A 24,830-nucleotide genomic window follows, 5' to 3' on the forward strand; every position below is an offset into this window, starting at 1 on the left:
TTCTTGAACTTGTCCGGATCGATGTCGCGGACCAGCGAGAGCAGACCGGCCTGGTGGTCGACCAGCAGTACGGCGGCGTTGTCTTTGTCCAGGCGGTTGTAGGTGGCGTTGATCATGGTGAAATCCTCGATTTGCTTTCAGTGGGTGCCGGCTGGGCCGGAAGGGTTTGGACTCGTTTGCAGTGCGTCACTGCATGGGAAGAGAGATTAATTTCGACACCCTTGCTGCGCCAGATGGCAAAAATCGCTTCTAGCGTTCCATTTTTGGAACGAAAAACCATAAGGGTGTCACCAGTCGATGGCGCTAGCCGGCGTGCCGCCAAGTGGATTCGCGCTCCCCGTCGAAGAAGCGGCGCTGCCAGCTCAGGGGCGTGACGCCCTCGATGCGGTAAAAGATCCGGCAGAAATGCGCCTGGTCGCAGAAGCCGCACTGCAAGCCGATTTCAGCCAGCGCGTAGGCCGACTCACGCATCAGCTGCTTGGCCTTTTCCACCCGCTGGAGCCGCATCCAGGCCTGGGGGGAATGCCCGGTGGTGACTTTGAACTTGCGGGTGAAATCGCTGCGCGACAACGCGCAGGCTGCGGCGAGGTCGCTCACCGTGATGCCGGTATCCAGGTGTTTGAGCAGCAACGCCTGGGCGCGCTCCTTTTGCCAGGGGGCCAGGTCGCGCTTGGCGGCGTTCACCGGAATCTGGCTGATGAGTCTCTGAAGCATGCTGGTCCCTCCCCTGCGATCTGCCGACCATTTTTTGTGGGCGCAGGGGTGGCGGCGAGTTAAAGCTGGTTAAACCGCATTAACCGGTGAGAGCGGGAAAGCAGCGATGCAACGAAACACGATCGGAATTTCCAGGCCGCGCGTGACAGCCTGCCAACGCGGTGCAGGCGGCTGGCAACCCTGCGCAAAGCCTTGCGCGGCGCAGGCTGCACGGGAAACAGCGCAGGACGCGGCACACCGCTGCCATCTCGATCGGCGCCCCGTGAGCGAACCCGGCGTTAATCGTTATTAAGCGCGCCGCCCGCTGATGCCCGCCCGGCGCGGGATGGCTGAACGTGCAAGCGTCGTTTACCCTGATGTCCGATGACCAGTGAATGGCCAATCGACCGCAGAGTCGATGGACATGCGCCACCCGGGCTGACGCCTGGGCCGGCGCGAAACCTGCCCCCAGCGTGCGAAACGACTACCAGACGATGATTCCCGAGCCCGCGGCCGCGGTCGAAACCGTGCTTCATTTCGGCCCCTATCAGATTTTCCCGGCGTCCCGCGTGATCCTCGAGGCCGGCCGCCCGCTGCGCCTGGGCCAACGCGCGCTGGACATCCTGCTGGCGCTGCTGGAGCGCGCCGGCGATGTGGTCAGCAAGCGCGAGCTGCTGGCTCGTGCGTGGCCTGGGCAGGATATCGACGAAGGTAACCTGCGGGTCCACATGAACGCCCTGCGCAAGGCTCTGGGCGACGGCCAGAACGGCCGGCGCTTCATCGTCACCATCGCGTTGCGCGGTTACAGCTTCGTCGAGCCGCTGGCGACTTCGGCACAGGCCACACCGGCCACCAGTGGCGGCCAGACGGCGGACCACAACCTGCCGCCCCGGCGCAATCGCCTGCTGGGCCGGGAGGCGGAACTGGAGCGCCTGCTTGTCGAATTGCCGCGACGTCGCTGCATCAGCCTGGTGGGCAGCGGCGGCATCGGCAAGACCAGCCTCGCCCTGCAAGCCGCCGAGCGTTGCATCGGCCGGTATCCCCATGGCATCCGCATGCTCGACCTCACCCAACTGCAGGACGCGCGACCGCTGAACAGCACGCTCGCCGGCGCGCTGGGTATTCCGGGGCTGGCGGGGGAAGCGCTGGAGCACATCTGCACCCAGGTCGCCGACCGCCAGATGCTGCTGCTCATCGACAACTGCGAGCACCTGATCGAAGCCGCCGCACATCTGGTGGAATGCCTGTTGCGCCACGCGCCGCAGATCCACATTCTCGCCACCAGCCGCGAAAGCCTGCGTGCCACCGGCGAGCACATCCTGCCGCTGCGACCACTGAGCTGCCCGCCAGAGCAGGTCGGCAGTGTCGAGGATGCCCTCGCCTACTCCGCCGTCGCGCTGCTCATCGAACGCGCGAAGGAAACCCACGAGGACTTCGAATTCCGCCCCGAGCACCTGGCGCGGGTCGGCGAAATCTGCCGGCGCCTGGAGGGCATTCCGCTGGCCCTGGAGCTGGCCGCCGGGCACCTGGGCCAGGCCGACGGCGGCATCGATGCGCTGCTGCAGGGCGGCTACCTGGACTTGCCGCTGCAGTCGGATGAGTCGCCCAACCGCCACGAACACCTGCGCGCCATGCTTGACTGGAGCTACGCGCTGCTGCGCCCGGCGGAACAGTCCTGCCTGCGTCGCCTGAGTGTGTTCCGCGGCAGCTTCACGCTGGGTTCCATCGCCGCCGTCCTCGACCAGCCTGCAGACCTGGGCGCGGCCTTCCTGCTGGTGAACCAACTGACCGCCAAGTCGCTGCTGACCACAGAGATTCGCAGCGACGAAGTCACTTACCGGCTGCTCGAACCAACCCGTCTCCATGCGCTGGAAAAACTCCAGGCCGCCGGTGAATGGCACGCGGCGCGCGAGCGGCACCTGGCGCTCTGCCAGAGCGCGATGCAGGCCGCGGAAAGCGAGTGGGAGAGGTCTGCCTCCCAAGGCTGGTTGCAGCGCCATGCGCCGTGGCTCGCGGAAGTACGCGCAGCCCTCGACTGGGGCCTGCACGCCGAGGTGCGGCACACCCAGGCAATCCGCCTTGCGGCCTGCTCTTCGCCGCTATGGCAGGAACTCTCGCTGCTGCATGAATATGGTCCCTACGTCAGCGCTGCGCTGGGTTTGCTCAGTGCCGAATCCGCGTCGTCGCTGGAGCTGGCCATGCGCCTGGAATTGGCGTTGGGCAATACCACCTACCACGATGTGCGCAACAGCCAGGCGGACCAAGCCTTCCAGAGTGCGCGCTTCCTCGCCCAGCAGATCGGTGACCGCAACGGCGAACTCACCGCGCTGTCCGGCGGCCTGGCGGTGCTGCTGTGGGCCGGCCAGTACCAGCAGGCAGCCGAGCAGAGCCGGCACTTCGACCGGCTGAGCGACGGCCACGGCGAGATGCTCGCCACCAGCGCCCTGCGCCTGAAGGTGCTGGCGTTGCATTACTCGGGCGACCAGACGCGCGCCCAGGCCGTCGGCGAAGAAGTGCTGCAGCGCCTGCAGTGGCAACGCCAGGCCAATCGCTTCGCCCCCTGCCTGGGCGTGCAGTACGACCAGCAGGTCGCCTCCCTCGCCACCCAGGCGCGCACGCTGTGGCTGCGCGGCCTGCCGGAACAGGCCGAGCGCATGGCCACGCAGGCCATCGAACTGGCCTGCGAGATGGACCACAGCGCCTCCATCGCCTACAGCCTGGCAGTGGCCGGTTGCGTCATCGCCTTCTACAACGGCGAGTTGGACAAGGCCCACCAACGCCTGCGGCAGATGATCGAAGTCGCCGAGCGCCACCGTGTGCCGCTGTTCACCGACTGGGCGCGGCACTACGCCTGGGCCATGCGGTTTACTGAGTCGGCCAGCGCCACGGCTCCCGCCGTGGGGCTGGTGCGCGACATCGTGCAGACCCTCGGCGGCCGCGCCCTGCCCTCCGACCAGGCCCAGCTGATGCGCGCACGAACCGGCGCAGCAGGCTGGTGCGCACCGGAAATCCTGCGCAATGAGGCCCTGGCTCTACAGCAGCGCGGCGACCGCGAATCCCTCCTTGGCGCGGAAACCCTGCTGACCCGCGCCCTGCTCCTGGCGCAGGAGCAAGGCGCGCTGGCCTGGGAACTGCGCTCGGCTACCTGCCTGGCGGAACTGTGGAGCGCGCAGGGCAAGCAGGCCCCTGCGCGGCAGTTGCTGGCACCGGTGTATCGACGCTTCACCGAGGGATTCGATTTGCCTGACCAGCTACGGGCACGCCGGTGCCTGGAGGACTGCGGCCACTGATCGTGGTATCGGCGATCAAAACCGAATGACAGAGCCGGCCTGCACGTGCGGACCTTGTCCGCTTCCACCTGGAAACTCTACGCAAGCCCCGCCCTCTCCCTGAAGGGCGAGGGAGCTATCCGTACCGGCTGACACTGTGGTTTCAACCGGCAGCGAACCGGTCCCCTCTCCTTTCAGGGAGAGGGGCGCCCCGGCACGAACCTTCAGATGAAGACAATTGCTCCTCTGTTCCCCGGCGGGAGCGCTGACCCTGAGAGGCGCAGGCGGACGCCCTACTGCGGCTGGACGTTGACGGCGACCGCAGAGGTCACCCGCATCACCAGTTGGCGCCCCACGTATTCAGGCTTCATCACCACATCCGGGCGGACCCTGACCGTGTGCTGGCTGCCATCGGCGAATTGCAGGGTGGCGGTGCGCTTGGCGGTGTCCAGGGATTTGACCGTGGCGGTGATCTCCACCGTATCGGCCGCCAGCATGCCCGGCTTGTTGCCAGGCTGGGCAGTCGCCAGCAGGCCGGCGGTGCCGCTGCCGGTCTCCTGGCCCGGCTCGCGCAGGTAAACCAGGCGCTCCAGCGCGACAATGGCGCGGACCTTGTCGCCGACCTTGAGCTGGTCGAAGTTGCGCATCTCCGGCGGAGCCTGGAGGGTGCGGCTGTTGCCGTGGTCGTCCTTGAGGGTGAAGGTACGCTTGCTCCGATCGATGGCGCTGACGCTGGCCTGCATCTCCTCCGTCTCGGTCATCGCGCCGCCCGGCACGCCCTTGGCGACCGACTCGGTGCTATCGAACTGGTAGCTGAGCTCATCGTTCTTCGGGCTCTGGCAACCGACCAGCACACCGGCGGCCAGGGACAGGCAGATCCAACGGGACACACTCATCGGGCGACTCCTTGCGTCAGGGTGTTTGCGCCTGCGGGCACGCGCAAGACCTACGCGCACGCCGCTCCTGCATGGCAGCGCGGATTTACCGAGCGTAGCAGTTGCCCGACATCACACCGTGCCGTCCGCAGCTCAGTATTTGATGTCGCGCGCCCGCTCCCGCCCTTGCTGCTTGGTCTGGCGTTTATCCTGGCGGCACTGGGCGTTGTACTGCTGATCGGCGGCGCGGCAATCCTGCTTGGTCTGGCGCGCGTCCTGGCGGGTTTCCTGGCGTACATCCCGCGCCTGGCGACGCTGGTTGCCCTGCTCGGTGGCCCAGGCGGAACCCGCCGAGGCAACGAGGAAAGCCGCTGCCACCATCGCAGTGAACAGGGAACGAGTCATGGCATCACCTCCTGCAGCGCAAGGATCAGGACTATCCAGTACAGCCGATTTCCCTCGGGCCTGCAGGCGCCGGCGCAGGGTTGCCGGCGCTGATCGACGAAAGGCAATGGCGGCTGCGACGACAGGCGGGCGGAGCCCTGCAGCCGACTGAGCCGACTCAGTGATCGCGCACCAGCAGCACCGGGCGCTTGCTTGACTGCAGAACACCTTCGGCGACGCTGCCCAACATCAGGCGATGCACGCCACGGCGACTGTGGGTGCCCATGACGATGGCATCGGCCTTGACGGCGTCGGCCTCGATCTCGATGCGGTCGGCCACCTCTTCACCGGTCGTCTCCATGCTGACCCGCTGGTAAGTGGCGGGCACGCCGTACTCCGCGACCACCTCCCGCGCCTTGCCCAGGATGTCGTCGGCGGCCTTGAGCGCAGCAGCCTGCAAGGCTTCGGCGTCATAGTACTTGGCGTAATAAGGCAGGTGCCCCAGAGGGCGATCGACGATGGTGATGACATGCAGTTCACCACCGCTCATGCGGACCAGCCGTGCGCCTTCGGCCAGGGCTTTGAAGGAAACGGCGCTGCCGTCCACGGCGGCCAGTACGTGCTCGTACATGATGTGCTCCTCGTTGGTTGGGCAGTAAGACCTTAGCTGCCCAGCCTGGAAACGCCCTTGTGCCGTGTCAATGGAATCGCGCTGGCCGGCAGGCTCCAGGCTCAGTGCGCCGAAGCCGCCACCTCGTCGCGACAGGCCGACGGACTTTGCCCCGTCCAGCGCTTGAAGGCCCGACGGAAGCCACGCACGTCGCTGTAGCCGAGGGCTTCGGCGATGCGTTCGATGGCCATGTCGGGATTGCCCAGCAGGCTCATGGCTCGCGCGTGGCGCACCTGTTCCTGCAATGCGTCGAAGGTCATGCCATGCTCGCTCAGTCGCCGACGCAGGGTGCGACTGCTCATGTTCAGCTGGCTGGCAACCTTGTCGATCGGGCTGCCGTTGGCCAGGTCACGGGCGATGGCGCGCTCCACCGTTTCCAGCAATCCGGTCTTCTGCTGCACCTGGGCAGACTCGGTCTCCAGCAGGTTGAGCGCCTGGCGCAGGGCAACGGGATGGTGGCTGGGCAGTTGCACGTCCAGCCAGTGGCTGGCGATGACCACGCGATTGTGCAGGCAGCCAAACTGCAGGTTCGGCCCGAGCAGCCGGCGATACTCAGCCTCGTAGCCCGGCACGGCATGGGTGAACTCGAAGCGCAGGGGCTGGAACTGGGGACCGATCAGCGTGCGGTTGTAGACCAGCAGGCTGGCGAAGAACTCTTCCACGGCAAATACCTGGATGTCGGCGTAGGGTAGCCGGCATTCGACTTCGATGAAGCTTTCCTCGGGCCCCTCGATCAGGTTGCACAGCGCTATGCCACCGGTGGTGTGCTGGAAGCGCCGACCGACCTCAAAGGCGTCACGCAGGGTCTTGCACAGGGACAGCACGTGGCCAAGCAGGCCGAGGGTACCCAGCACGTTGTGGTGACCGACCCAAAGCCCCAGGCCACGGTCGGGCAGCGCCGCGAGGGCACGCTGGATCATGGTCACCGTCTGCCGGTACGTCACGCGCTGAGCCGGGTCCTGCAGCTCCTCGGCGGTAAAGCCGAGCCCGCGACACAGGCGCTCGCTACTCACGCCCTGGTCACTGGCGACTTCGGCCAGGGTCTGCAGCAGAAAGGGCGAAACCAGGGCCAGGTCGAACTGCGCGTCGATGCTTGTGCTGGGCATGTAGGCTGCTCTCGATCGGGGGCGCCAGCGATTCTTGTTATGTGGCTGGCGCACGATGGCCGCATCATAACGCGTTCGCAGGCCCGCCAAGAGCAGGCGTAACAGAATATTACAGACCACCCTCTCTCCAGATTGCCGATACGATTGCGCCACCTCCACGACAGATCACGGACGTCCAGGCCCAGGTTCACCCTTCGGGCCGGCTAGCAAGCCGGCTCCAGAGAGGGCGAAATAGCGATGCGCCGATCTACTGCGCGGCATAGCTCCGCTCCGACGCCGGTGCGCCTAGCAGGATATCCTGCGGCAATTTGAAGTCCCGCAGCTTCAGTATTGCCAAAGGCCCGCCGCCCCGGGTGCGCATCTCCCAGGTCAGCGGCAGCCCATCTGGCGCCACCAGCACGATCCCATAGGTCGAAGCATTACCCGCCAACGGTGTAACCCTGGCTTGCTCCAGCAAGCGCAACAACGCCCAGGGGCCGGGATAGTCGCCATACAGTCGATCCCCCGCCCTCACGCTGCTCCACGTCAGCATGACACCCGGATGATCGTTCCAGCTGGGCCAGGCGAAAGACTTCCAGCTTTCCATCTGGTTGAAGTACTCCAGCCGCTCACCGTCGATGATCAGTTGCGTCTCCACCAGATCGCGTACCGGCTTTGCCTTAAGGGCGATCGTCATGCGCATGGCACCATCGGAGTACAGAACGTCGGCCAACTCCCCCAGCTGATTGATCGCCTTCAGGAAAGCCGGGCTAATCCGTACCCCCTGGCTGTTACCCGTCACAGGCACCCAATGTTTGCCCTGCTTGCGCAGCACCCCACCCAACTGGCGCTCGATGAACTGTTCGATACGCCCGCCGGGTTTGATCATCTGCCCCAGCAAAGGTAACGGAGCATCCGCCCCTCCGGCGACAAAGGGATAGCGGTCGGCAAAAGCACGCTGCCAGTCTGCAACCACTTCCCGTTGCCACTGGCGATTCAGGTTCTCGGCCGATGTCTGTATCACCCCCAGCCAGGCCTGGTCCAAGGGCAGCTCGAAGAGGTTCTGTGCAAAGGCCGTCAGTGGCTTTCCAAGGCTCTGTGCGACTACCTGGCCATAACCCTGCTTGTCGATGGTCCGGCCCTGGAAGGTAGCCTGCGCCATGGCTTGGGCCATCGCCGCTGGATCAGCGGCATTATCGACCTGCTGCAGACGGCTGCGTACCTGGCTCACCCCAACCAAATAGGCCTGAAGGCTGGCTTGCTGTCCGGTCGCAGGGGCAAGCTTTCCCTGCAAAGCCAGTAGCGGGCCAAAGGTCTGCTCCATGGGCGCCCAATCCGTTAATGTCTGCGCCGCGTCGGCAGCCCCGGTAACCTTGTCCGAGGTCTGCCTCTCACGTGACCCGGTAGTGCCCTGAAAAGACAGCGATTTCATCAGCGCCAGCAACGGCGAACGGCGCGTATCAGCGAGCAACCCCAACTGATCGATGGCCTGCGACAGGCCATCTGCCTTGCGCCAGCGAATACTGTTGAGAAAGCTCAGCCAGGCCTGGCTGAAGTCAAGGAAGTAACGCGAAGTCAGGCGGGCTTGCAGCGCTGCCGGTTGCACTTCAGGGGCCAGCGGGTGTTGCGGATCGCTGAGCACCCAGTCGAGCTCTTCACGGCGCGCCTCGACGACCTTGTCGATCGCCTCGCGCAGATAGCCGTCCCAGGCTTGCCGGGTGAACGCTCCGGGCACGCTGGCAGGGGTATCGAACAGGCTTGAAGCGTCCGCATCTCCGACCAGCGCAGCCAGCCGGAGGTCAACGTACGCTCTGCCCGCCTCCTCCAGCAGGCGCTGGTAGAGAGCCTGCTCCGCCGCCGGCTGATCAAGTTGGGCCAACAGTAGCTGGCGTGCCCTGGCAACAACCTGGGTAGCGGGTGTGATTCGCCAATCCGGATGCGCCGAAAGATGCCGCGCATAGAACGCCCAGAGTTCGGGTGCCAGCTCTTGCCAGCGAGCAGGCGTTACATCGACGCGGGCGGCGGTCGCCTTTCCCAGCTCCGCAGCGAGGAAGCCAGCGTCGGCCTTCTCTGGCTGCGCCAGCATGAGGTAGGCCTTGAGTTGATCGCGGGCACTGGCGGCGCCGCTGCCCAGCTCCGGGCTCCCTGGCGGCAAGTGCGCCAGCGCCACCAGGCGCTGCTCCAGGCTGCGCGCCGCCTCATCGCGCAGCAGCGGCAGGCTGGCCTGGGTGAAGCGAGGCCAAAGCGCGGCCAGCAACGCATCGTTCTGGCTCAGGCCGAAGCGCTGGTACCAGGGCACACCGCTCTCCTGCCGGTGCTCCAGCGTGGTCATGGTGCGGGTCAATTTGTGGAGAGCCGTCAGTCGCGCATCGAGGTCATCGGCGGTGCTCACCGTCGCCAACATCGCGTCCACTGAAACGACCTGGCTACGGTTGCTGGCGTAGGACAGCAGCAAGGCCAGCACGCAGAGGCCGGCGAGCCCGAGAGCTACATGCTGCACACCGCGTTGCCAGGTCCAGCCGAAACGCTGCCCACGGGCACGACGATCCTCACGAATGGCGTCCCAGGCAGGCACCGGCCACCAGGTGTTACCGACGTGCCCCTCGCCGACAGGCTGCTGCGGCAAGCCGAACAGCAATCCGCGCAGCGGCACGCCTCGGGCGAAATCTGGCTTGAGCCGATCCAGAGTCTGGCTCCAGCGAGCAATGCCCTCCTTGCCCAGGTCGCGCGATAGGCGCAGCTGGAAGTCATGGCTGGTGGACGATTTCATCCGAGCCAGCCCCTGCTTGCGCAGCGGCGGCAGCAGCTTGCACAGGGACTCCTCGATCCACCCCACCGAGAGCTTGGGCGGCAGCAGACAGCCCACCGCTGGCAGCGTGCGGTCGTACTGGACCCACTCGCTGCCATGCACCTGCCAGAGGTACAAGGGCGCCTGCCAGCGCAGGCTCCGCGCCAGGCCACGCAATTGCCGCACGCCCACGCTCAATGCCTGAGCATCGGGACTTTGCCTTTCGCTCAAGGCCCAGACCACGCCATCCAGCGGCAACCTTGGGCGCAATTGCGCCAGCAACCCGACGACGCCAGCCCTCCAGGAACCGCACAGGCTACCGCCGTGCAGCAGCACGACGCCCTCGCCTTCCTGCCAGCGGGCGGCACACAGCCCGGGCGCGATGGCATCGACCTCCGTCTGCTCGCCCACCACCAACAGCAGGCGAACCTTGTTGCGCCAGGCAAAGCCGTAGGCACTGGACATGTGGTCGCGGATGGCACGCAAATCACCCTGGGCAACGGCCTGGGCCGGATCGACCTCCACCTGTGCAACCGGCTCCACATCATCGGCACTGCTCGCCCGGTAATCGAACTGTCCGGACCTCCTGCCCAGGAATCGGCAGAGCCCCAGGACCAGCACAAGCGCCGAGCCCAGCATCGCCGTCCAGAACAGCCCCGAGGACTGCTCCTCGCTGCCAGAGCGCATCCCCAGCAACTCCGGATGCCGCCACAGCAACACCGCAACGATTCCGGCGATCAGCACAACCAGCGAAGCGAGCAGAACCAGCAAACGAGCAGAACGCATGGGTATTTCCCTATGGCGACGACGGCGTGGCCACCGAACTCCACAACGCGGAGTCGGCAACAGTGTTGCCACTGAAGATGATTTGCGGCTGGCCCTCACGACGCACCGCCTCTACCGCGGCGGCAATGGCTAGCCATGGCGCCGCGCAGCCGGGGTGGCCCAGGCAGGCGCCCAGGTCGCGCACGACTGGTTCCGGCTTAAGCAGCTCCTGCACCGCCGTGTTGATGTCACCCTGGCGTTTGGCGGGGATTCCCACTAGCCAAGCCCGCTTCAGCGCCTCGGCCTTCAGCGGCACCCAGTCCAGCGCCTGATGCACGGCATAGCGCAGGGTTTCGCCAGTAGTGCCGTGCTCCTGCTCCGGGCGGTGCAGATAAGCCACCGCGCGTGACGTCGTCTGCGTCAGGCGGTTGCCCAGCAACAGCGCCACCGCAACCTCCGCCGAGTCCTCCAGCGGCTCCGACGCAACACACAGCGCCACCACCAGCAGCAACGCCGGATCGGCGATGCGCTTGTCCAACCAATGGTCAATGGCGTCCAGGCCCCGGCGCTCCAGGCGCGTCACCGACTGACGGATACCGGACTCCGCCCAGGCGCGCTGCCAGGCATCCTGCTGCTCCGCCGGGGGAACGCTGCTGTCGGTTTCCTGCACCAGCATCAGCGGCTGCTCGGCCGGGAAAGCAAGAAGTGCCACGGCCATCTCGCCCAACACCTGGCGGTACAGGCGCAATAGCATCGTCGCGTCATCCAGCGTCTCCCCCACATCGTCCATCACCGGCAACATCGCGGTGTGTCGAGCCGTGAGCTCCCCCTTTCCGCGCACTGGCTGGGTTTTCAGCTCACTCTTGCCGCAGGTCAGCGCCTCGAACTGCGCATCACCCTGTCCATCGCCCTCGTCACGCAACGCGGTGTAGAGACTCACCGCCAGCACCTGCTGCGAACGGCGCCCCTTGCGCAGCTTGGCCAACCAATCCGCCTCGCGCGCCTCATCCCAGCCTTCGGCGCTACTGAGCAGGCTGATATGCAGCAGGAACCGCGCGAACAGCAGCAGGCTCCAGACCACCAGGGGAATCCCCAGCGCGCGGCCCCAGAACAGCAAGGGCTGCTCCCCTAGCGACTGCTCGCCCAGCGCCAGGGTCAGGCCCATGCCAATCAGCAAGGCCAGCAGCAACAGGCCCAGCCAGACCCACGCACTGGGAGGCACCGGCGGCTTGGCCGGTGGCGGCACCTTATCCAGACGAACCACCATGATCAGCTCGCAGTCGCTTCGGGCAGTGACGTGATCAATGCACATCCGCAGGCGCAGCGATGGCCATGGAAGGCAATGGGGACACCGTTATCGTTGAACGTCGGGTGCCCCTCGTTCACCACCGTCGGCCCATGGGCCGGGCAACTCACCCGGTCGCCCACGCGGGCCACGCCGATGCCGTGAAAATTTCTATTGGGGGAGCCAGTCAGCACGCTGCCGCCACTGGTAGTTTTGTCGCCGATGCGGATGATGCCTTTCATTGCAATGGTCCTTTTGCTTTGCTGCATATATGAAAGAACTACTAACTAACGCTGTACTTTTTACATTTCACCAGATGCCAACTGATTAATATAAATCAAAGGCAATCCGTCGTTCGCACCACTAAAGACCAACTGAAGACGCGAACTTCCTTTATCCATGACCACCTGACAGATTGCATCCCATCCTTGGCCGCAAACCGGCAACTTGTGAATTCCGATTTCTTCAGCCGACTTTTCGCTTAACCATTTTTCGTCGAATCTCCAGCCGTTTTTGGATAACTTTTCCACTGTAGCTGCATAGGATTCACCTAGGCCTAGGCTTAGCACTTGGGCGGCGCGTCTCTGCTCGTAGCTGAACTTCATACAAACCGATCCGCCTGTAGGTCCTGATCCGTCCGCCCCATCCCGAACTCTCACACAAGATTCAGCAGTTTTATTCATGACAATCTGACCAATTTTTCGCCACGTCCCTGCGGCATGAATCCCCATACCTCCGTAGTTTTGACAACCCTTTTTGAAATCTTCAACAACGGTAATATCAAACCCCTCTTTAAGTATTTGCAATACTGCACCCCACATCCAGATCCTCGGAAATAGCAGTGCGATAATCTTTCGTCCCGGCAAGCCGAACACCAAGATCACCGATTGCAGCAGGCCCAGACTGAGCAAGAGTGTTTGGATTTCCTATACGCATTAGTGAAAAAATCGCCATCTCGACGCCCTGCTCATTAGGTTCAATATCTAACGTTTCCCACTCTCCCATACCGGCATAGCGTTCGTAGTGCCCCTGCATGCCGGGCATGCCACGATAATCAAACGCTTGAATAGTTCTCTCGACATTGAACCTCGTAGCCTTGCCGCCAAATCCGCGATCTAATGCAACCCACATCCAGGCGCGCGCCTTAGCCAGATTTTCATTTTTCAGATTGGTAACAAGCAGATTATTCAGTGCCAGTTCTTCATCCTGACTTGCCTCACCTTTTTGCATTTCCGCGTAACGCAACTGCCATTCGTACAGAGCGATGGCCGCGAGGTAATCTTTCTTCCTATATGCCTTGCCACCCTCATCATTACACTCAGACAAACTTAGGCAAGGCGGCGCACCCAACGCAAAACCTATCGAAGAGAAAAATAATGACAGGACAGCAAACAAAATTCGGATAATTGACATTTTAAACTACCTGACAGTCCAAGCAGCCAGCACCCTAAAATGGACAGACTTGTTTTCAAAAAAGAACTTACAGCACGATTTTCGAAAAACACAATCACATTATTTTTATGCCCTCTCATCACTGAGCGCAGAATACTATAATTCATCACATCGCCATCACGAGGTAACAACTCAAGCAACTTCGAGTAGCTTTCCCTATTAGAACTCTTCGGCGGATCGCATACCAGAGCATTGCTGAATGTTGTCCCCTCCATCAAGTAATTTAGCACTCTAGAAGTTGACGTTTCACTACCACCCCGCCCAGCGAAGTACGAGCCATATAAGCCTGAGACTGTAGGAGGCCCATCACTAACCGTTCCACGCTTCGCAATTTGCGATAATGGGACGCCTGATGAATTTTTTCCGTAAACCAAAAAACAAAAGCAGACTCGACTGCATATTCTATTTTATCCGAAATCAAATCAGGGTTATTTAAAAAATCCAATATGACATATTCAAAACACCTAGCACTGATGCAATTGACGCTAAAATATCGCTAGACATTGGAGCCCACCCTCTAACGATTCTGCCACTGCGCGCGTTATAGACAGACCCCAACCACCAGAAAAGTGATATCCGAGAGAAAAAAGGGGCAGATTTATTTTAGGTGCTCTAACCCTAACTCCACACATAGCTTTGGAGAAGAGGAAACAAATCCGCTCCATTATTATTCATGATGAACAGAACTCTCACTGGTCCTCAACAAACTCTCTTTCAAGACCCACCCAGCCTCAACTCCTCCATCGCGTTTAAAATAAACAACCGAAACAAACTCATTGTATTGAGTGTACGCCTGAACCTTGTCGCCGCGAATAATAAATTGAGTCTTCCTACAAGAACCATCAGGACCACTATAAAAATGGGTCCTACCACCTTTCCTTACAACATACACCATACCTTCCGGACATATCCTTGACTCTTTTTTGAAGGAGCCAAGATTTAAATTATTACATTGATCACCACCCACAGAGGCGACAGGCAATAGTAGAAAAGCCACAAGAAATAATCCTTTCACCGGAGCCCCCAAAGTCTTAATCAATGACTTCGGCTTATTTGCATAAAACCAATCACATTAGGCAGATGCAACCTCCCAATCCTCCAGCAGGCAACTTAAACAAATTTGACTCTCCATCATGCTCACTGGGGGTCACATCCAGCCTTAACGTAGGGGGCGGGCACATATCCTCCCTCACGATATAAGAATCTTTTTAAAACCACTCGTCCTCCCAAACTCGAACTTATTATAACTCGATCCGCCTTGCAAACTTTCGCCACAGAAATTCCATAACCGCCACCCCTAAGGACTAACGTATTCTTTCCACTCCCCGTTAATACCAGCCAAATTGGCCCTATGTTTGCGCCCCATCCGCAGGCGTTCTCAGTGGTAGCAAAAACCAGCACCCCAGAACCAACCTTGCCTATACTGCGCCCAACCACCTTGCAATTTATTTCTTTAAACTTTGAAAATGAATAGCCCTCAGCTATTTAACTATAAACCCCCAAAGAAACCCTTTTCAGCGAGGAGTTTTCTATCGCAGAACTCTCAAAGCTTCTCGGTGCAATAAACAGATACACGACAGCCAGCAACACCCAAATAAATGGCATATTCAAATCACCTAACACCGAAGCAATTGACCCTCAAATAACGTCAGACATTGGAATCCACCCTCTAACACTTCTCCCATTTCGCATTTTATAGACAAACTCCAACCATCCGTCACGGTATGATAAAACTCTTATCAAATCGCCCTCAACAAGGTAAATCCCGCGATCGGCATTAAGGCTTGGCAACCGAAATATCTTACTCTTACTTACAGCAACTCTAACCTCAACCTCCCCATCAAGAACCAGATTATGACTACCAAATAATTCATCTTTATCAACAAACTCAAACTTTGCCCTTTCAACAATCTCAGGCTTTGTCTTCAAGACAATTTTATCAGGAGGTACATCGCCCGAATCACGCAAAACCAAAGTAACCAAGGATTCCTCGACCGAAAAATCCTTCACATCAAAATCAATCGAATATACATTGTTAGGATATTCAAAATAAATCTTAACCATGCTTCCAACTGACTCCATATGTACTGAACCATCCATAATATCACTCTTATCTACCAGCGCTGAATTCCTCAATATAGCTCCACCACCAGAGGGGAGCGCAACAACCTGCACCCCTCGACCAGATTCGACCAAGCATACCTGCCCTCCATTTAGCTCAACTTTCTGATCTACGACAGAATTGGAACTCCCTTCTCGACAATCTGCGGCCTTGGTCGAAGCGCTTACTAATAGCACAGCTATACAAGTCAACTTATCAAGCTCACCCAAGAGAGGCACAGGCATACTTAAATACCCCGATACAAACCAATATAACTCACAATATTATATTACTGCACAATCAGAGCCCAGCTTTTGGAGGAAATACAAACCCATTAGATCTTACTAAATCATCACGCACCTCCACAACTGCATCAGAAACCAAGCCTTTCTCACCAAAAGAGTTTTCCGCGCACGACAAACTAGCAACCAACAAATCATCTCTAGATATATCTAGAAATGCCCTAACCCCCAAAGTTTCTTGCGGTATACCGAAAGAATAAGTGTATCTACCACGCCGAAACCCTAGATATGTAGTATATGTCGCCAAATCCACCCAACGACTGAGAGGATATTTCTTATCAAACTTCACACGCAGTTCAATATTGGATTTAACACCATATCTATACGCAACATACCCCCCACTTTGCGCTGAACAAAATGATATTTCTTTCCCCCCAATCCTGCACGACGCAATCACAGTCTCACTCTGAAGGCATAAGCCCTTGCCAAACTCTGCCGCCGCACCAATACACGATGGAAAAATTACCCAGCAAGCCAAAAGCGCTCTAGAGATATTCATTTCAGCACACTCTCAGCCAGAACATAAGCCTCCTGCCTTTCTTTTAGCCCAGTACTGCCTCCATTTACCACTTTTGTAACAGACACAACGTCTGCATACCCTCGTCCGTGCTCCGCCTCATAGACCTTATATTTCGACCAGAACCACAAAGCACTCCTAATAGCCGACAATGTAGAATTAATCAACTCCGGATAATTCACTGTATCTGGCGCAACCCCAACCCAGTGCTTATTATAGTCAACCATAAAACCATTATATTTTTCATAGCCAGTAATCTGAATCAAGCCTCTTCCCCTGAAATTATATCCATCATCAGGGTGAGAAGCTCTATTCCCATTTAATTTCTGAAAGTGCTTCCTTCCAATCTCCTGTTGATTTGCCGACCGAACAATCCTCCCGCGAGCATCTTTTAAATACCCATCAGACACAGCCTCCGCCGGATGAGACTTATAGTACGAGCTAAACGACTTCAGGGTTTCGGGTGAATACTCCCACTCCTCCGTAACTCCTTTGAAATACACATTAACCTCACCCTTTATCTGTGCAAAAAAATGACGCTGCCTCAACCTAGTATCAAGTTTAAAATACTCCAGCCTTGGATTTATCTCACCCAATGCCAATTCGATATCATCATCTTTTGCCGCAGGAAATATAATCTTCAATTGAGATAATGTAATCGCCAATTTATTATCGACTGACAGAGCCCCCACCAATCCAATAGGATGCAAGTGATAAACCCGCCCACCCTCCGGCAGTCCCACCCTCCCCGCCACATCACTCCACCACTTCAACTCTCGTATCCGCTCTTTCTCGGCTATCCAGTTCAATAGCGGTGTCGAGGAGGTATGGCCCAGCACCTCATCCAGGTCATCCCACTTCGCCTGGCGGTAATGCCATTCGCTTTCGTATTCGATCACCAACTGCGCAATGGATTGCGCCTTCGCCGGGATGCCCAGGGCAGTCTGAATTTCACTAGCGTCCAGCTTGCCGTCACGGTTGCTGTCGATGATGTCGTAGAGGCGGCTTTGCACTGGCCCCTGGTCCCACCGATCAATGCGAGGACGGAGGCGCTCTACTTCGGCATCCATTAGCAGGCCCCGGAGGTTTAGGCTGTAGGCCAGCCCATCCTGCAGCGGTCCGTAGTCATGGATGATGGCATAGCCATCCCAATGCCAGGGGCTGACCCAAGGCGTAACACCGACCTTTTCGCAGACCCAACCATCCAATGGTTTACCAGCATCGTCGTTCAGCAGCCCCGTCAGGCGGTACCAGTTGAACTTCTCCCCTGCGACCACGCGCTTGTCCTCTGCGCGCAGACCGTCGAGCAGGCTGCGGGGAACCAGCAGGTCATTACCACTGGGTGTACCGGCGGCGACGACCGAAGGTGGCCCGCTGCCTTGATGTGCTGTCACGACCGGTGTTCCCTTGGCCAGCTTGAGCCAGGTCCTGTCTTTCTCCGGCAAGCGCTTCACCCAATCACGGCTGGCCTCCAGGAACTTGGGCAGGTTTTCGGCCGTGAAGGTTTCCAGGTGCAGCTTGTACTGGGGTTGACCGACATCGGTCTGATAAGGGCCGATATGGCCAATCAGGGCGCCTGCCTTGATCGGGATGGGTTGCTCGGGGATGACGATGACATCTAACTGCTGTGGTGCGATGACCGGCTCCAGCGCGCTGAAGCGCAGGTAGCCCTGGGGAGACTTGAAGTCGTCCGAGGCAGGGCCGGTAGACTCCACAGCCAGGACGCTTTCCAGCTTGCGGTACTCGCCTTCGCCACTGATCACCACCTCAGTGCCGCGCGGGAGTGTGGCCAGTACAGTGCTTTTTGCCTTTGCCTCGGCATGTACGTTGAGATGCTGGCCTTTCACTTGCCCCAGTGCGTCCTGCCGGACGCGGTATTCGCCGCTAGTGGATTCCAGCGCATCGAAACGCACATAACCGGGCGTTGACAGCGCGACACCGTCCACGCTGCGCAACTCAACGTATCCCTTGGTGCCGCGAATGGTGACGCGCTGGCCACGTTCCAACTCCCTGATGACGTTGTTACCGGGCTTGGGTTGCGCGTGTACGGTTAAGCCCAAGGGGCCGGGGTCGGCGACATCAACCTTGATCCTGTAGCTGTTGGCCTTCCAGAAGGCAGGACGCCCAATTTCCGGGAAGGTTTTGTAAATCTGCCAATCCTGCAGGTGCATGTAGAGGCTGTAGAAGATCAGGCTGGGCGGCGTGTCCGTACTGTTCTCAAGATTGGGTGCCTGCAAGTGATGGCGAATCAGGACGAAGCCCACGGAAAACTGCGCCTGAACCAGGTTTTTCTCAAGGGTGTAATAGGTGGTGATCGGCGTCTTGGAGGCAATTCGGTAGGCGACAACCTCACCGTCGGCCAGACAACGCACGTGAGACTGATCCAGCGTCCCCGCCGTGCCGCTGTCGAAGTGCACTCCGCCGTGCCACATGCCATAGCGCCCGACTGGGTAATAGCCGGCGGTAGCCTTGGCTAGATTGGTCAACTGCACCAACGGGTTGGATTTGTCGCCCACGGGGTGGGCCCAGTTTTTCAAGGGCGGCAAAGCGTTGCGTGCCGACGGGTGCGGCGCCGATGGTGGCGCCATATTGTTCGCAGCAGGGGCTGGCGGGTTGGCGGCGGCGAGCAGCGGCTGTGTTGGTGGAGGACCGTCACGCCACCGGCGGTATTCGTCCTTCAGACCTTCGTAAACGGCACTGATGTAATCGAGCATGGATATCCATTCCTCTGTTCAGGCTTCACCGCAGGGCGATGTCTGAACCTGTCGCTTGTTAGTCGGAGTAAAGGTTTCCGTTAGCCTGCCCGACCGGGAAGTCCGCGAGCGGCGCCACCTCTGGGAACTCAACCGACTGCTTCGTCGGCCCCTGAAAATCGAAATGTGCGGACTTGATCAGGTAGTCGCCCTGGGTGCCGGATTCGATGCCGCAGTTGTCCATCGTGATGTAGGTACCGCCAGCGTTGAGGACGATCTTCTTCTTGGCAGTGATGTGGATTTCGTCCTCGGTGCTGGTGATGTCCAGCCCTTGCCGAGCGAGGATTTCCATGCGGTCGTTCTGCGCCTGGATCAGCACAGCGCCCTGGTTGGCAATGAGCTTCATGCCGAGCTTGCGTACGAACAGGCTCATGCCCTCGCCTACCCCAATGAACAGGCGCTTGACCACGCTGACGTCCGCTTCGTGGCCGGCGTTGAGCATCAGGTTGCGCTGGGCAGCCAGTTGCAGGTGGTGGCCGCTGGTGAGGGCGATTCCTTTCGGGGCACTGATCAGCGCGACCGAGGCTTGCAGCTTGTCCAGGCGATCGCTGAGTAGAGTCAACTGCGCCTGGACATCTGCTGGATCAGCTTTGGCGGTTTCGGCATCAGCGGAGAGCTTCTGGAGTTCATCACCGGCCTGCTTGAGCCGAGCAACGGCTTCCTGCATGGCCAGGACTTGCCCCTGGGCACCGGGTTGTACGTCCGCGCTGATGAACACACCTTTGCCGGCACGCACCGCGCCCCAGCCATCCGTGCGCAGTTCGAAACCTTCTCCGCGCTTCTGTCGTTTGGCATCCACCAGGTGGCCGAGGTTGAGCTGGCTCTTGCCGGAGTATTCCGTGCTGACCTTGATGTGCTCCTGGCTACGGGTGTCGTCCAGGCGAATCTTGTTGTTCGCCGGCGTGCGCAGGACGTTGCGTTTGTAGTTTTGGATGGTGACGTGATCGGGCTGCAGATTCGTGTGAAGGGCGTGGGCAATGAACGGGCGATCCGGGTCGCCCTGCTCGAAGGCAACGGCGACTTCGGTACCGGCCAGCAGCGGCAGATGTAGGCCATAGGTATCGCCGGCGTAGAGCCGCGCGAGGCGCAGCCACATGCTTTCGCGCCCGGCAGGCCAGGTGTCACGGTCGAAGAGGAAGTTGACGCGGTAGCGCCCTTCTCCATCGATGTGGCTGTAGGGGTCGTTCCGCTGCGGGCTGGTGACGCGCGCCGGGACGGTGCCGGCGATGCGCGGCTTGGCCGGTACTGCTGGGCGGAAGGCGATGTTGCCGTCAGGGATGGCTTCGAAGTGCACTTCGAAGCTGCGATCGCGGGCGGCGGTGCAATGGGTACGTACGATCAGCGCGCCTTCGCTGAACGCGGCGGGAGCGCCGCCTTTAACCTTGAGCACGTGGCCGGGGGCCAAGGCGGCGCTGCTGCTGGCGCCGTCGAGGCGGAGTTGGTCGTTCAGGTAGCGTTCGTGGGCCAGCTGCGCGTAGAACACGCCGCTTTCGGCATGACCTTCTTCGTCGCCGCGAGCGAGGGGATCGCCAAGGGTCTGGTAGGGCTCGTCGGCGTAATGGTAGGCCTCGCCGTAGGTGGTCGTGGCGCCTCGAGTGAGGTCGGCCTGGCCGTCGAGGTTGGCGCCGGCGTCGCGAGAGTAGTAGGCGCGCGAGCTGACCAACTGCTGGACGACCTGGTGGCTGGCTTGCAGGTCCCACACGGCATCCTGGCCGGTGGTTTCCAGGCCGCTCAGGGGGTGTAGCGGTAGCGTAAGGTCGCGCTGGTAGTGCATGGGCGAGTCATGAAACTCGACGACGTCGATCTTCAGGCGCGCATCCATGCTGAAGCTGAACCAGATGCCACGCTCGGCGCAGAGCCTTTTGATGTAGGCCAGATCGGTTTCGCCGTACTGCAGCAGTTGCTCATGCTGTTTGTACGTTCTGCCCAGGTCAATGAGGAAATCCTGCCCGCGCAGGCCGTGGCGGCGGAGGATGGCTTCCACCACTTCGGGCACGCTTTGGTTTTGGTAGATGCGGTACTGGCAGCCTTGGTCGAGCAGGGCCAGGCGCGGCTCAAGCGTCAGCTCATAGCGCGCTTCGTCACGGGATGCCGAGAGTCTTTTGAAGCGGGTTATGACGCCATGCAGCGTACGCAGCGGCGCCACCGGTGGCGGTGTAAAGCCGCGAATAGTCAGCGAAGGCGGCGCGGCGCGCAGGCTGAAGGTGGCGTCCTTGCCAAGCATCGTATCGGCAGCGATGTCGAGGTTCGGGCTGGTGACTTCGATGGCGAAGCAGAAGGTTTCGCTGAGGGCTTCGGTACCGGAGAAGGCGAGCACGTCCAGCAATGCGCTCTGGCCGTCTACCGTGACGGTATGCCGGCTGTGGTCGAAGAAGGTGCGGAGTTCACTGAGCATGGAGGGCATCCGTTCCAGAGGAACGTCAATCCCACCAGTCAGGTGATGGCTCTGTCGTTAGGACTGCCCCCAAAAAGCTGTCTGATTAGTCGCTATAACGCGGGGTTTTATTACGAGGCTCGGAGAATCGAATAAATCCTCCCTCTGCGGCCTTTCAGGTTGCTTCAAGCTACAACCGATCACACTCTGCGATTGACAGCAATCGTCGGCAAAATTCCATCCATGTGATAGGAACTTCGCTGACGATTACCGATAGCAATACACTCGCGCTCGAATGAATCGAGGCGCAAGCCAGTATCCACATGAAAGCGCCTCAGGCCGATGACCTGAGTTCTCTCTTCCAGCGCTGCGCCGCTCAGCTATAAACCGGCCACTGCTCGACGATGCGCCCTCCGCGCACGGCCAGCAGGTCGCCGAATTGCAGCAGGATCGACTCGGACTGGGTCGGCCGCAGGAACACCTGGTCGTCCACCTTCAGGCCGACGGCGCTGGAGCCGTTGACCATTTCCTGGTTCGAGCTGCGGCCATACAGCCCGTTGAACTGCAAGCCCTTGGGCGATTCCGGCTCGGCCATCCAGTTGCCGCCGTAGACGAAGAAGGTCTCGCGCTGGTTCGGGTCCCACCAGGAGAACAGCTTCGACCTATCGTCCAACGCCGGAATCCGTACCGCGCCGGTGCTCTTGATCACCGGCGTGGCGATGAAAGCCGCCGGCTGGTGCTCCCCCAGGGACGGCAGGTCGTAATGAGTCGGTTTGACCAGCGCCGAGCCCACCGATACTTCGCTGCTGGTGCGCTCATTCTCGTGCATGCGGAAGCTCGGGCTGCCGGCGGTATTGAGCGTCAGGCCGGGCTTCCACAGCGGCGCATGGCGGGTACGGGCGTAATCGACGAAGCCGTTGTAGAGCGTCATGACCTTGGCGAAAAGCTCCTCCGAAGAGCCAAGAACTTCGGGTACGCCCATGCCGACGAAGGGGTCGTAGCCCATGAAGCCGGCGAACTCCAGGTGCTGCGGGTTGGCGCCGATGATCGTGAGCATCCGGTCCAGGGTGTCGTGATCCGCCACGCCGCCGCGGTGCAGCCCGACGTCCAGTTCGATGTTGATCCGCAGCCGGGTGTTGCGCCCTTGCGCCAGCGCCAGGTACTGCTGCAGGCGCTCGGGGGTATCGAGCAGCCATTGCAGCTGGGTGGTAGGGTCGAAGGGGCCGCGCAGGTTCTCGTAGAACTGCTGCGCCGACCCCACCGGCAGCGGCTTGCCCAGCAGCAGGTCTGAATCGGGGAAGCGCTCGGCATCGTGGTTGAGGAACGGCTGGTGGAACGACATCATCCGCCGGGTGCCGGCACGCTTGGCGATGTAGTCGAGCAATTGCGGCGATGGCAGGGACTTCTCCACCACGCGCAGGTGCTTGCCGCCGCGGGCTACCGATTGCATCACCACGTCGACGTTGTGGTCCAGCCGGTCGAGGTCGATCAGCATCACCGGGCGCATTGGCCCATGCTCGCGCAGCTCGCGGTTCAGCTGGGCGAAGTAGTCGTCGTAAGGGGCGCCGTGGTCGCCCGGGCGCAGCCAGGCGCCGGCACCGGCGAGCAGGACGCCCGCGCCCGCCGCGCCGACGAGGAAATTGCGTCGTTTCATGGATTGTTCTTCCTTGTCAGGCCACGCCCAGGATCGATGACAGGTGGGCATTGAGGAACTTGCCCTGTGGGTCCAGCTCGCGACGTACCTCGGTGAACTCCTTCCAGCGCGGATACAGCGGTTGCAGCGTGCGCGCGTTCAGCGTGTGCAGCTTGCCCCAGTGCGGCCGGCCGGCGTATTTCCAGAAGATCGGTTCGACGGCGGCGAAGAAGTTGTGATGGTCCATGCTGTAGTGCTGGTGTACGGAGATCGAACAGCTGTCACGACCCTCGAACATGCTCAGCGGAATGTCATCGGCCTTCACGTAGCGGTATTCGATGGGGAACCAGGTGCGCAGGTCCTTGTCGTTGATCAGCTTGAGTATCTCGCGCAGGCAGGCCGGGCCGTGTTCGGCGGGAACGGAGTATTCCATCTCGTTGAAGCGCACATTACGCACGTTGGCGAAGATGTCGTAGGAGTCGCCGACCCGGTCGTCGAAGCTGGCGACATGGCGCAGGCTGTTGAGCAGGAAGCGCCGCGCGGCAGGGAAGTCGCTGCCGTACTTGTCGAGATTCTCGATGATGCTGACATAACCGTTGCCGCCCTCCTCGGCCGGGTCCAGCGGCGGTGTGGCAGGGTCTTCGGTCTCGTTCAGGGCGATGGACAGCGCGTAGTCGGAATGGGTCAGCACCTGCATCTCCCAGTGCTGGTTCTCGCGGGTGTTCTTCTCCACGTCCTCCAGCAGCTCCTCGGTGCTGGCGATCCACTGCCGTTCGCGCAGGCGGAAGGCCGCGCGATTCTGCAATCGCACGCGGGTGGCGATACCGAACGCACCCAGCGACACCCGCGCGGCGTTGAACACCTCGGGGTGGTGCTGGGCGTCGCAGTCCAGCACCTCGCCGCTGGCGGTCACCAGTTGCAGGCCGGTCACACGGGTGGAATAGGAGCCGAAGCCGACGCCGGTGCCATGGGTCGAGGTGGAGATCGCCCCGGCCAGGGTCTGGTAGTCGATGTCCGACATATTCGGCAGCGCCTGGCCGATCTCCTTCAGTGCCGGCCCCATGAGCGACATGGGCGTACCGGCGGCGAACTCCGCCTGCAAGGTGTCGGCGTCATGGCCGAGCAGGCCGTTGAAGTACGCCAGCGAGACCAGCGTGCCGTCCGTGGGTACCAGGGCGCTGAAGGAATGCGCCGAGCCCACCGGACGCACCTTGCCCTGGGCCTGGCGGATGACCTGCACCAGCTCGTCGAGGCTCTGCGGCGCCAGGCGCGCCGCCGGCAGGCAACTCTGCCCACCGGACCAGTTGCGCCAGGGGATCAGCCGTGGCGCGCGAGCCAGCTCGGCTGCCAACGGGCTGGTCGACAGCGCGGCGAAGGCGCCGGCAATACCGGCGTTTTGCAGGAGCCGGCGCCGGGTAAGGTGAATAGGCATCGAAGGAACCCCGTGCTTACTGGACCGGCTGGCCGGACATGAAGGAAATCAGCGCGAGGAACTCGTCCTCCGAGCACTGCATGCACATGCCCATCGGCGGCATGCCCTTGTAGCCATTGATGCTGTGGTCCAGCAGGCTGTCGGCGCCCTGGGCGACGCGTGGCTGCCAGGCTTTCGCGTCGCCGCTCTGTGGCGCGCCGGAGGCCGGGTTGGCGTGGCAGAGCTTGCAACTGCTGTCGTATATCTTCGCCAACGCGGGGTCGGCGGGCGCCAGCGCGGCGGCATTGGCGGTGGCGGGCGGCGCTGCATCATCGCCACAGCCGCCGAGCAGGCCGACCAGCGCCAGCAAGGCCGCCGGCTGCCAGAGTCTTGCGGGTTTCACCATGCTGCTCCCCCTCTTGTTACCGCGCCCGGCAGGCGGTGCGGATTCTTGTTTTCATGGGCAGGGGTCA

General features: G+C 60.8%; 17 protein-coding genes and 1 pseudogene. 1 reads left to right on the plus strand and 17 read right to left on the minus strand.

Annotated elements, in window-relative coordinates:
* Both ACNFH5_RS22060 and ACNFH5_RS22065 read right to left on the minus strand, forming a co-directional pair.
* Positions 1-113 (minus strand): annotated as a pseudogene (locus ACNFH5_RS22060) (hydrolase); the annotation flags it as partial.
* A 190-nt stretch (positions 114-303) separates the two neighbouring features.
* Entirely contained in the window at positions 304-714 is a 411-nt protein-coding gene (locus ACNFH5_RS22065; RefSeq protein WP_416749658.1) for a helix-turn-helix domain-containing protein, read from the minus strand.
* A 473-nt stretch (positions 715-1,187) separates the two neighbouring features.
* Here ACNFH5_RS22065 and ACNFH5_RS22070 point away from each other — a divergent pair, with 473 nt between their 5' ends.
* Positions 1,188-3,983, plus strand: a complete 2,796-nt coding sequence (locus tag ACNFH5_RS22070; protein ID WP_416749660.1) for an ATP-binding protein — start codon at positions 1,188-1,190, stop codon at positions 3,981-3,983.
* Between the two features lie 272 nt (positions 3,984-4,255).
* Here ACNFH5_RS22070 and ACNFH5_RS22075 read toward each other — a convergent pair whose 3' ends face one another.
* The 15 genes from ACNFH5_RS22075 to ACNFH5_RS22145 all read right to left on the minus strand — a co-directional run bounded on the left by ACNFH5_RS22075 (position 4,256) and on the right by ACNFH5_RS22145 (position 24,763).
* The gene (locus ACNFH5_RS22075) at positions 4,256-4,858 is read right to left on the minus strand and encodes a hypothetical protein (protein WP_416749662.1); all 603 of its coding nucleotides are present in this window, start codon (positions 4,856-4,858) and stop codon (positions 4,256-4,258) included.
* Positions 4,859-4,990: 132 nt separating this feature from the next.
* A complete protein-coding gene (locus ACNFH5_RS22080; protein WP_416749664.1) occupies positions 4,991-5,242 on the minus strand; it encodes a hypothetical protein in 252 nt (83 codons plus the stop codon).
* 157 nt (positions 5,243-5,399) lie between these two features.
* Positions 5,400-5,852, minus strand: coding sequence for a universal stress protein (locus ACNFH5_RS22085; protein WP_416749666.1), 453 nt, complete (start codon positions 5,850-5,852; stop codon positions 5,400-5,402).
* 101 nt (positions 5,853-5,953) lie between these two features.
* Positions 5,954-6,997 (minus strand): AraC family transcriptional regulator ligand-binding domain-containing protein, encoded by a 1,044-nt coding sequence (locus tag ACNFH5_RS22090; protein WP_416749668.1) that lies wholly within the window; start codon positions 6,995-6,997, stop codon positions 5,954-5,956.
* A 247-nt stretch (positions 6,998-7,244) separates the two neighbouring features.
* Positions 7,245-10,550: an ImcF-related family protein gene (locus tag ACNFH5_RS22095; RefSeq protein WP_416749670.1), complete on the minus strand. Its 3,306-nt coding sequence runs from the start codon at positions 10,548-10,550 to the stop codon at positions 7,245-7,247.
* Between the two features lie 10 nt (positions 10,551-10,560).
* Positions 10,561-11,796, minus strand: coding sequence for a hypothetical protein (locus ACNFH5_RS22100; RefSeq protein ID WP_416749672.1), 1,236 nt, complete (start codon positions 11,794-11,796; stop codon positions 10,561-10,563).
* Positions 11,797-11,798: 2 nt separating this feature from the next.
* A complete protein-coding gene (locus ACNFH5_RS22105; protein WP_416749674.1) occupies positions 11,799-12,056 on the minus strand; it encodes a PAAR domain-containing protein in 258 nt (85 codons plus the stop codon).
* Positions 12,057-12,116: 60 nt separating this feature from the next.
* Positions 12,117-12,635, minus strand: coding sequence for a hypothetical protein (locus ACNFH5_RS22110; protein WP_416749676.1), 519 nt, complete (start codon positions 12,633-12,635; stop codon positions 12,117-12,119).
* The gene (locus ACNFH5_RS22115) at positions 12,607-13,227 is read right to left on the minus strand and encodes a hypothetical protein (protein ID WP_416749678.1); all 621 of its coding nucleotides are present in this window, start codon (positions 13,225-13,227) and stop codon (positions 12,607-12,609) included. The genes ACNFH5_RS22110 and ACNFH5_RS22115 overlap by 29 nt, the downstream gene beginning before the upstream one ends.
* 1,677 nt (positions 13,228-14,904) lie before the next feature.
* Positions 14,905-15,612: a hypothetical protein gene (locus ACNFH5_RS22120; protein ID WP_416749680.1), complete on the minus strand. Its 708-nt coding sequence runs from the start codon at positions 15,610-15,612 to the stop codon at positions 14,905-14,907.
* Positions 15,613-16,164: 552 nt separating this feature from the next.
* Positions 16,165-18,900, minus strand: a complete 2,736-nt coding sequence (locus ACNFH5_RS22125) for a hypothetical protein (RefSeq protein WP_416749682.1) — start codon at positions 18,898-18,900, stop codon at positions 16,165-16,167.
* Positions 18,901-18,958: 58 nt separating this feature from the next.
* The gene (locus tag ACNFH5_RS22130; RefSeq protein WP_416749684.1) at positions 18,959-21,334 is read right to left on the minus strand and encodes a type VI secretion system Vgr family protein; all 2,376 of its coding nucleotides are present in this window, start codon (positions 21,332-21,334) and stop codon (positions 18,959-18,961) included.
* A gap of 355 nt (positions 21,335-21,689) precedes the next feature.
* Positions 21,690-22,898 carry a DSD1 family PLP-dependent enzyme gene (locus ACNFH5_RS22135; protein ID WP_416750002.1) on the minus strand — a complete coding sequence of 403 codons (1,209 nt, stop codon included), beginning with the start codon at positions 22,896-22,898 and terminating at the stop codon, positions 21,690-21,692.
* 85 nt (positions 22,899-22,983) lie between these two features.
* Positions 22,984-24,378, minus strand: coding sequence for a D-arabinono-1,4-lactone oxidase (locus ACNFH5_RS22140; RefSeq protein WP_416749686.1), 1,395 nt, complete (start codon positions 24,376-24,378; stop codon positions 22,984-22,986).
* Positions 24,379-24,394: 16 nt separating this feature from the next.
* Positions 24,395-24,763 (minus strand): c-type cytochrome, encoded by a 369-nt coding sequence (locus ACNFH5_RS22145; RefSeq protein WP_416749688.1) that lies wholly within the window; start codon positions 24,761-24,763, stop codon positions 24,395-24,397.
* Between the last annotated feature and the right edge of the window lie 67 nt (positions 24,764-24,830).

This window comes from Pseudomonas sp. NY15435 (assembly GCF_048068295.1).
In the GTDB taxonomy this organism is placed as follows: Bacteria; Pseudomonadota; Gammaproteobacteria; order Pseudomonadales; family Pseudomonadaceae; genus Pseudomonas.

Bases quoted from the DNA above. Each gene is read 5' to 3' on its own strand.
- ACNFH5_RS22065 (WP_416749658.1), bottom strand. From the start codon at position 714: ATGCTTCAGAGACTCATCAGCCAGATTCCGGTGAACGCCGCCAAGCGC.
- ACNFH5_RS22070 (WP_416749660.1), top strand. From the start codon at position 1,188: ATGATTCCCGAGCCCGCGGCCGCGGTCGAAACCGTGCTTCATTTCGGC.
- ACNFH5_RS22075 (WP_416749662.1), bottom strand. From the start codon at position 4,858: ATGAGTGTGTCCCGTTGGATCTGCCTGTCCCTGGCCGCCGGTGTGCTG.
- ACNFH5_RS22080 (WP_416749664.1), bottom strand. From the start codon at position 5,242: ATGACTCGTTCCCTGTTCACTGCGATGGTGGCAGCGGCTTTCCTCGTT.
- ACNFH5_RS22085 (WP_416749666.1), bottom strand. From the start codon at position 5,852: ATGTACGAGCACGTACTGGCCGCCGTGGACGGCAGCGCCGTTTCCTTC.
- ACNFH5_RS22090 (WP_416749668.1), bottom strand. From the start codon at position 6,997: ATGCCCAGCACAAGCATCGACGCGCAGTTCGACCTGGCCCTGGTTTCG.
- ACNFH5_RS22095 (WP_416749670.1), bottom strand. From the start codon at position 10,550: ATGCGTTCTGCTCGTTTGCTGGTTCTGCTCGCTTCGCTGGTTGTGCTG.
- ACNFH5_RS22100 (WP_416749672.1), bottom strand. From the start codon at position 11,796: ATGGTGGTTCGTCTGGATAAGGTGCCGCCACCGGCCAAGCCGCCGGTG.
- ACNFH5_RS22105 (WP_416749674.1), bottom strand. From the start codon at position 12,056: ATGAAAGGCATCATCCGCATCGGCGACAAAACTACCAGTGGCGGCAGC.
- ACNFH5_RS22110 (WP_416749676.1), bottom strand. From the start codon at position 12,635: ATGTGGGGTGCAGTATTGCAAATACTTAAAGAGGGGTTTGATATTACC.
- ACNFH5_RS22115 (WP_416749678.1), bottom strand. From the start codon at position 13,227: ATGTCAATTATCCGAATTTTGTTTGCTGTCCTGTCATTATTTTTCTCT.
- ACNFH5_RS22120 (WP_416749680.1), bottom strand. From the start codon at position 15,612: ATGCCTGTGCCTCTCTTGGGTGAGCTTGATAAGTTGACTTGTATAGCT.
- ACNFH5_RS22125 (WP_416749682.1), bottom strand. From the start codon at position 18,900: ATGCTCGATTACATCAGTGCCGTTTACGAAGGTCTGAAGGACGAATAC.
- ACNFH5_RS22130 (WP_416749684.1), bottom strand. From the start codon at position 21,334: ATGCTCAGTGAACTCCGCACCTTCTTCGACCACAGCCGGCATACCGTC.
- ACNFH5_RS22140 (WP_416749686.1), bottom strand. From the start codon at position 24,378: ATGCCTATTCACCTTACCCGGCGCCGGCTCCTGCAAAACGCCGGTATT.
- ACNFH5_RS22145 (WP_416749688.1), bottom strand. From the start codon at position 24,763: ATGGTGAAACCCGCAAGACTCTGGCAGCCGGCGGCCTTGCTGGCGCTG.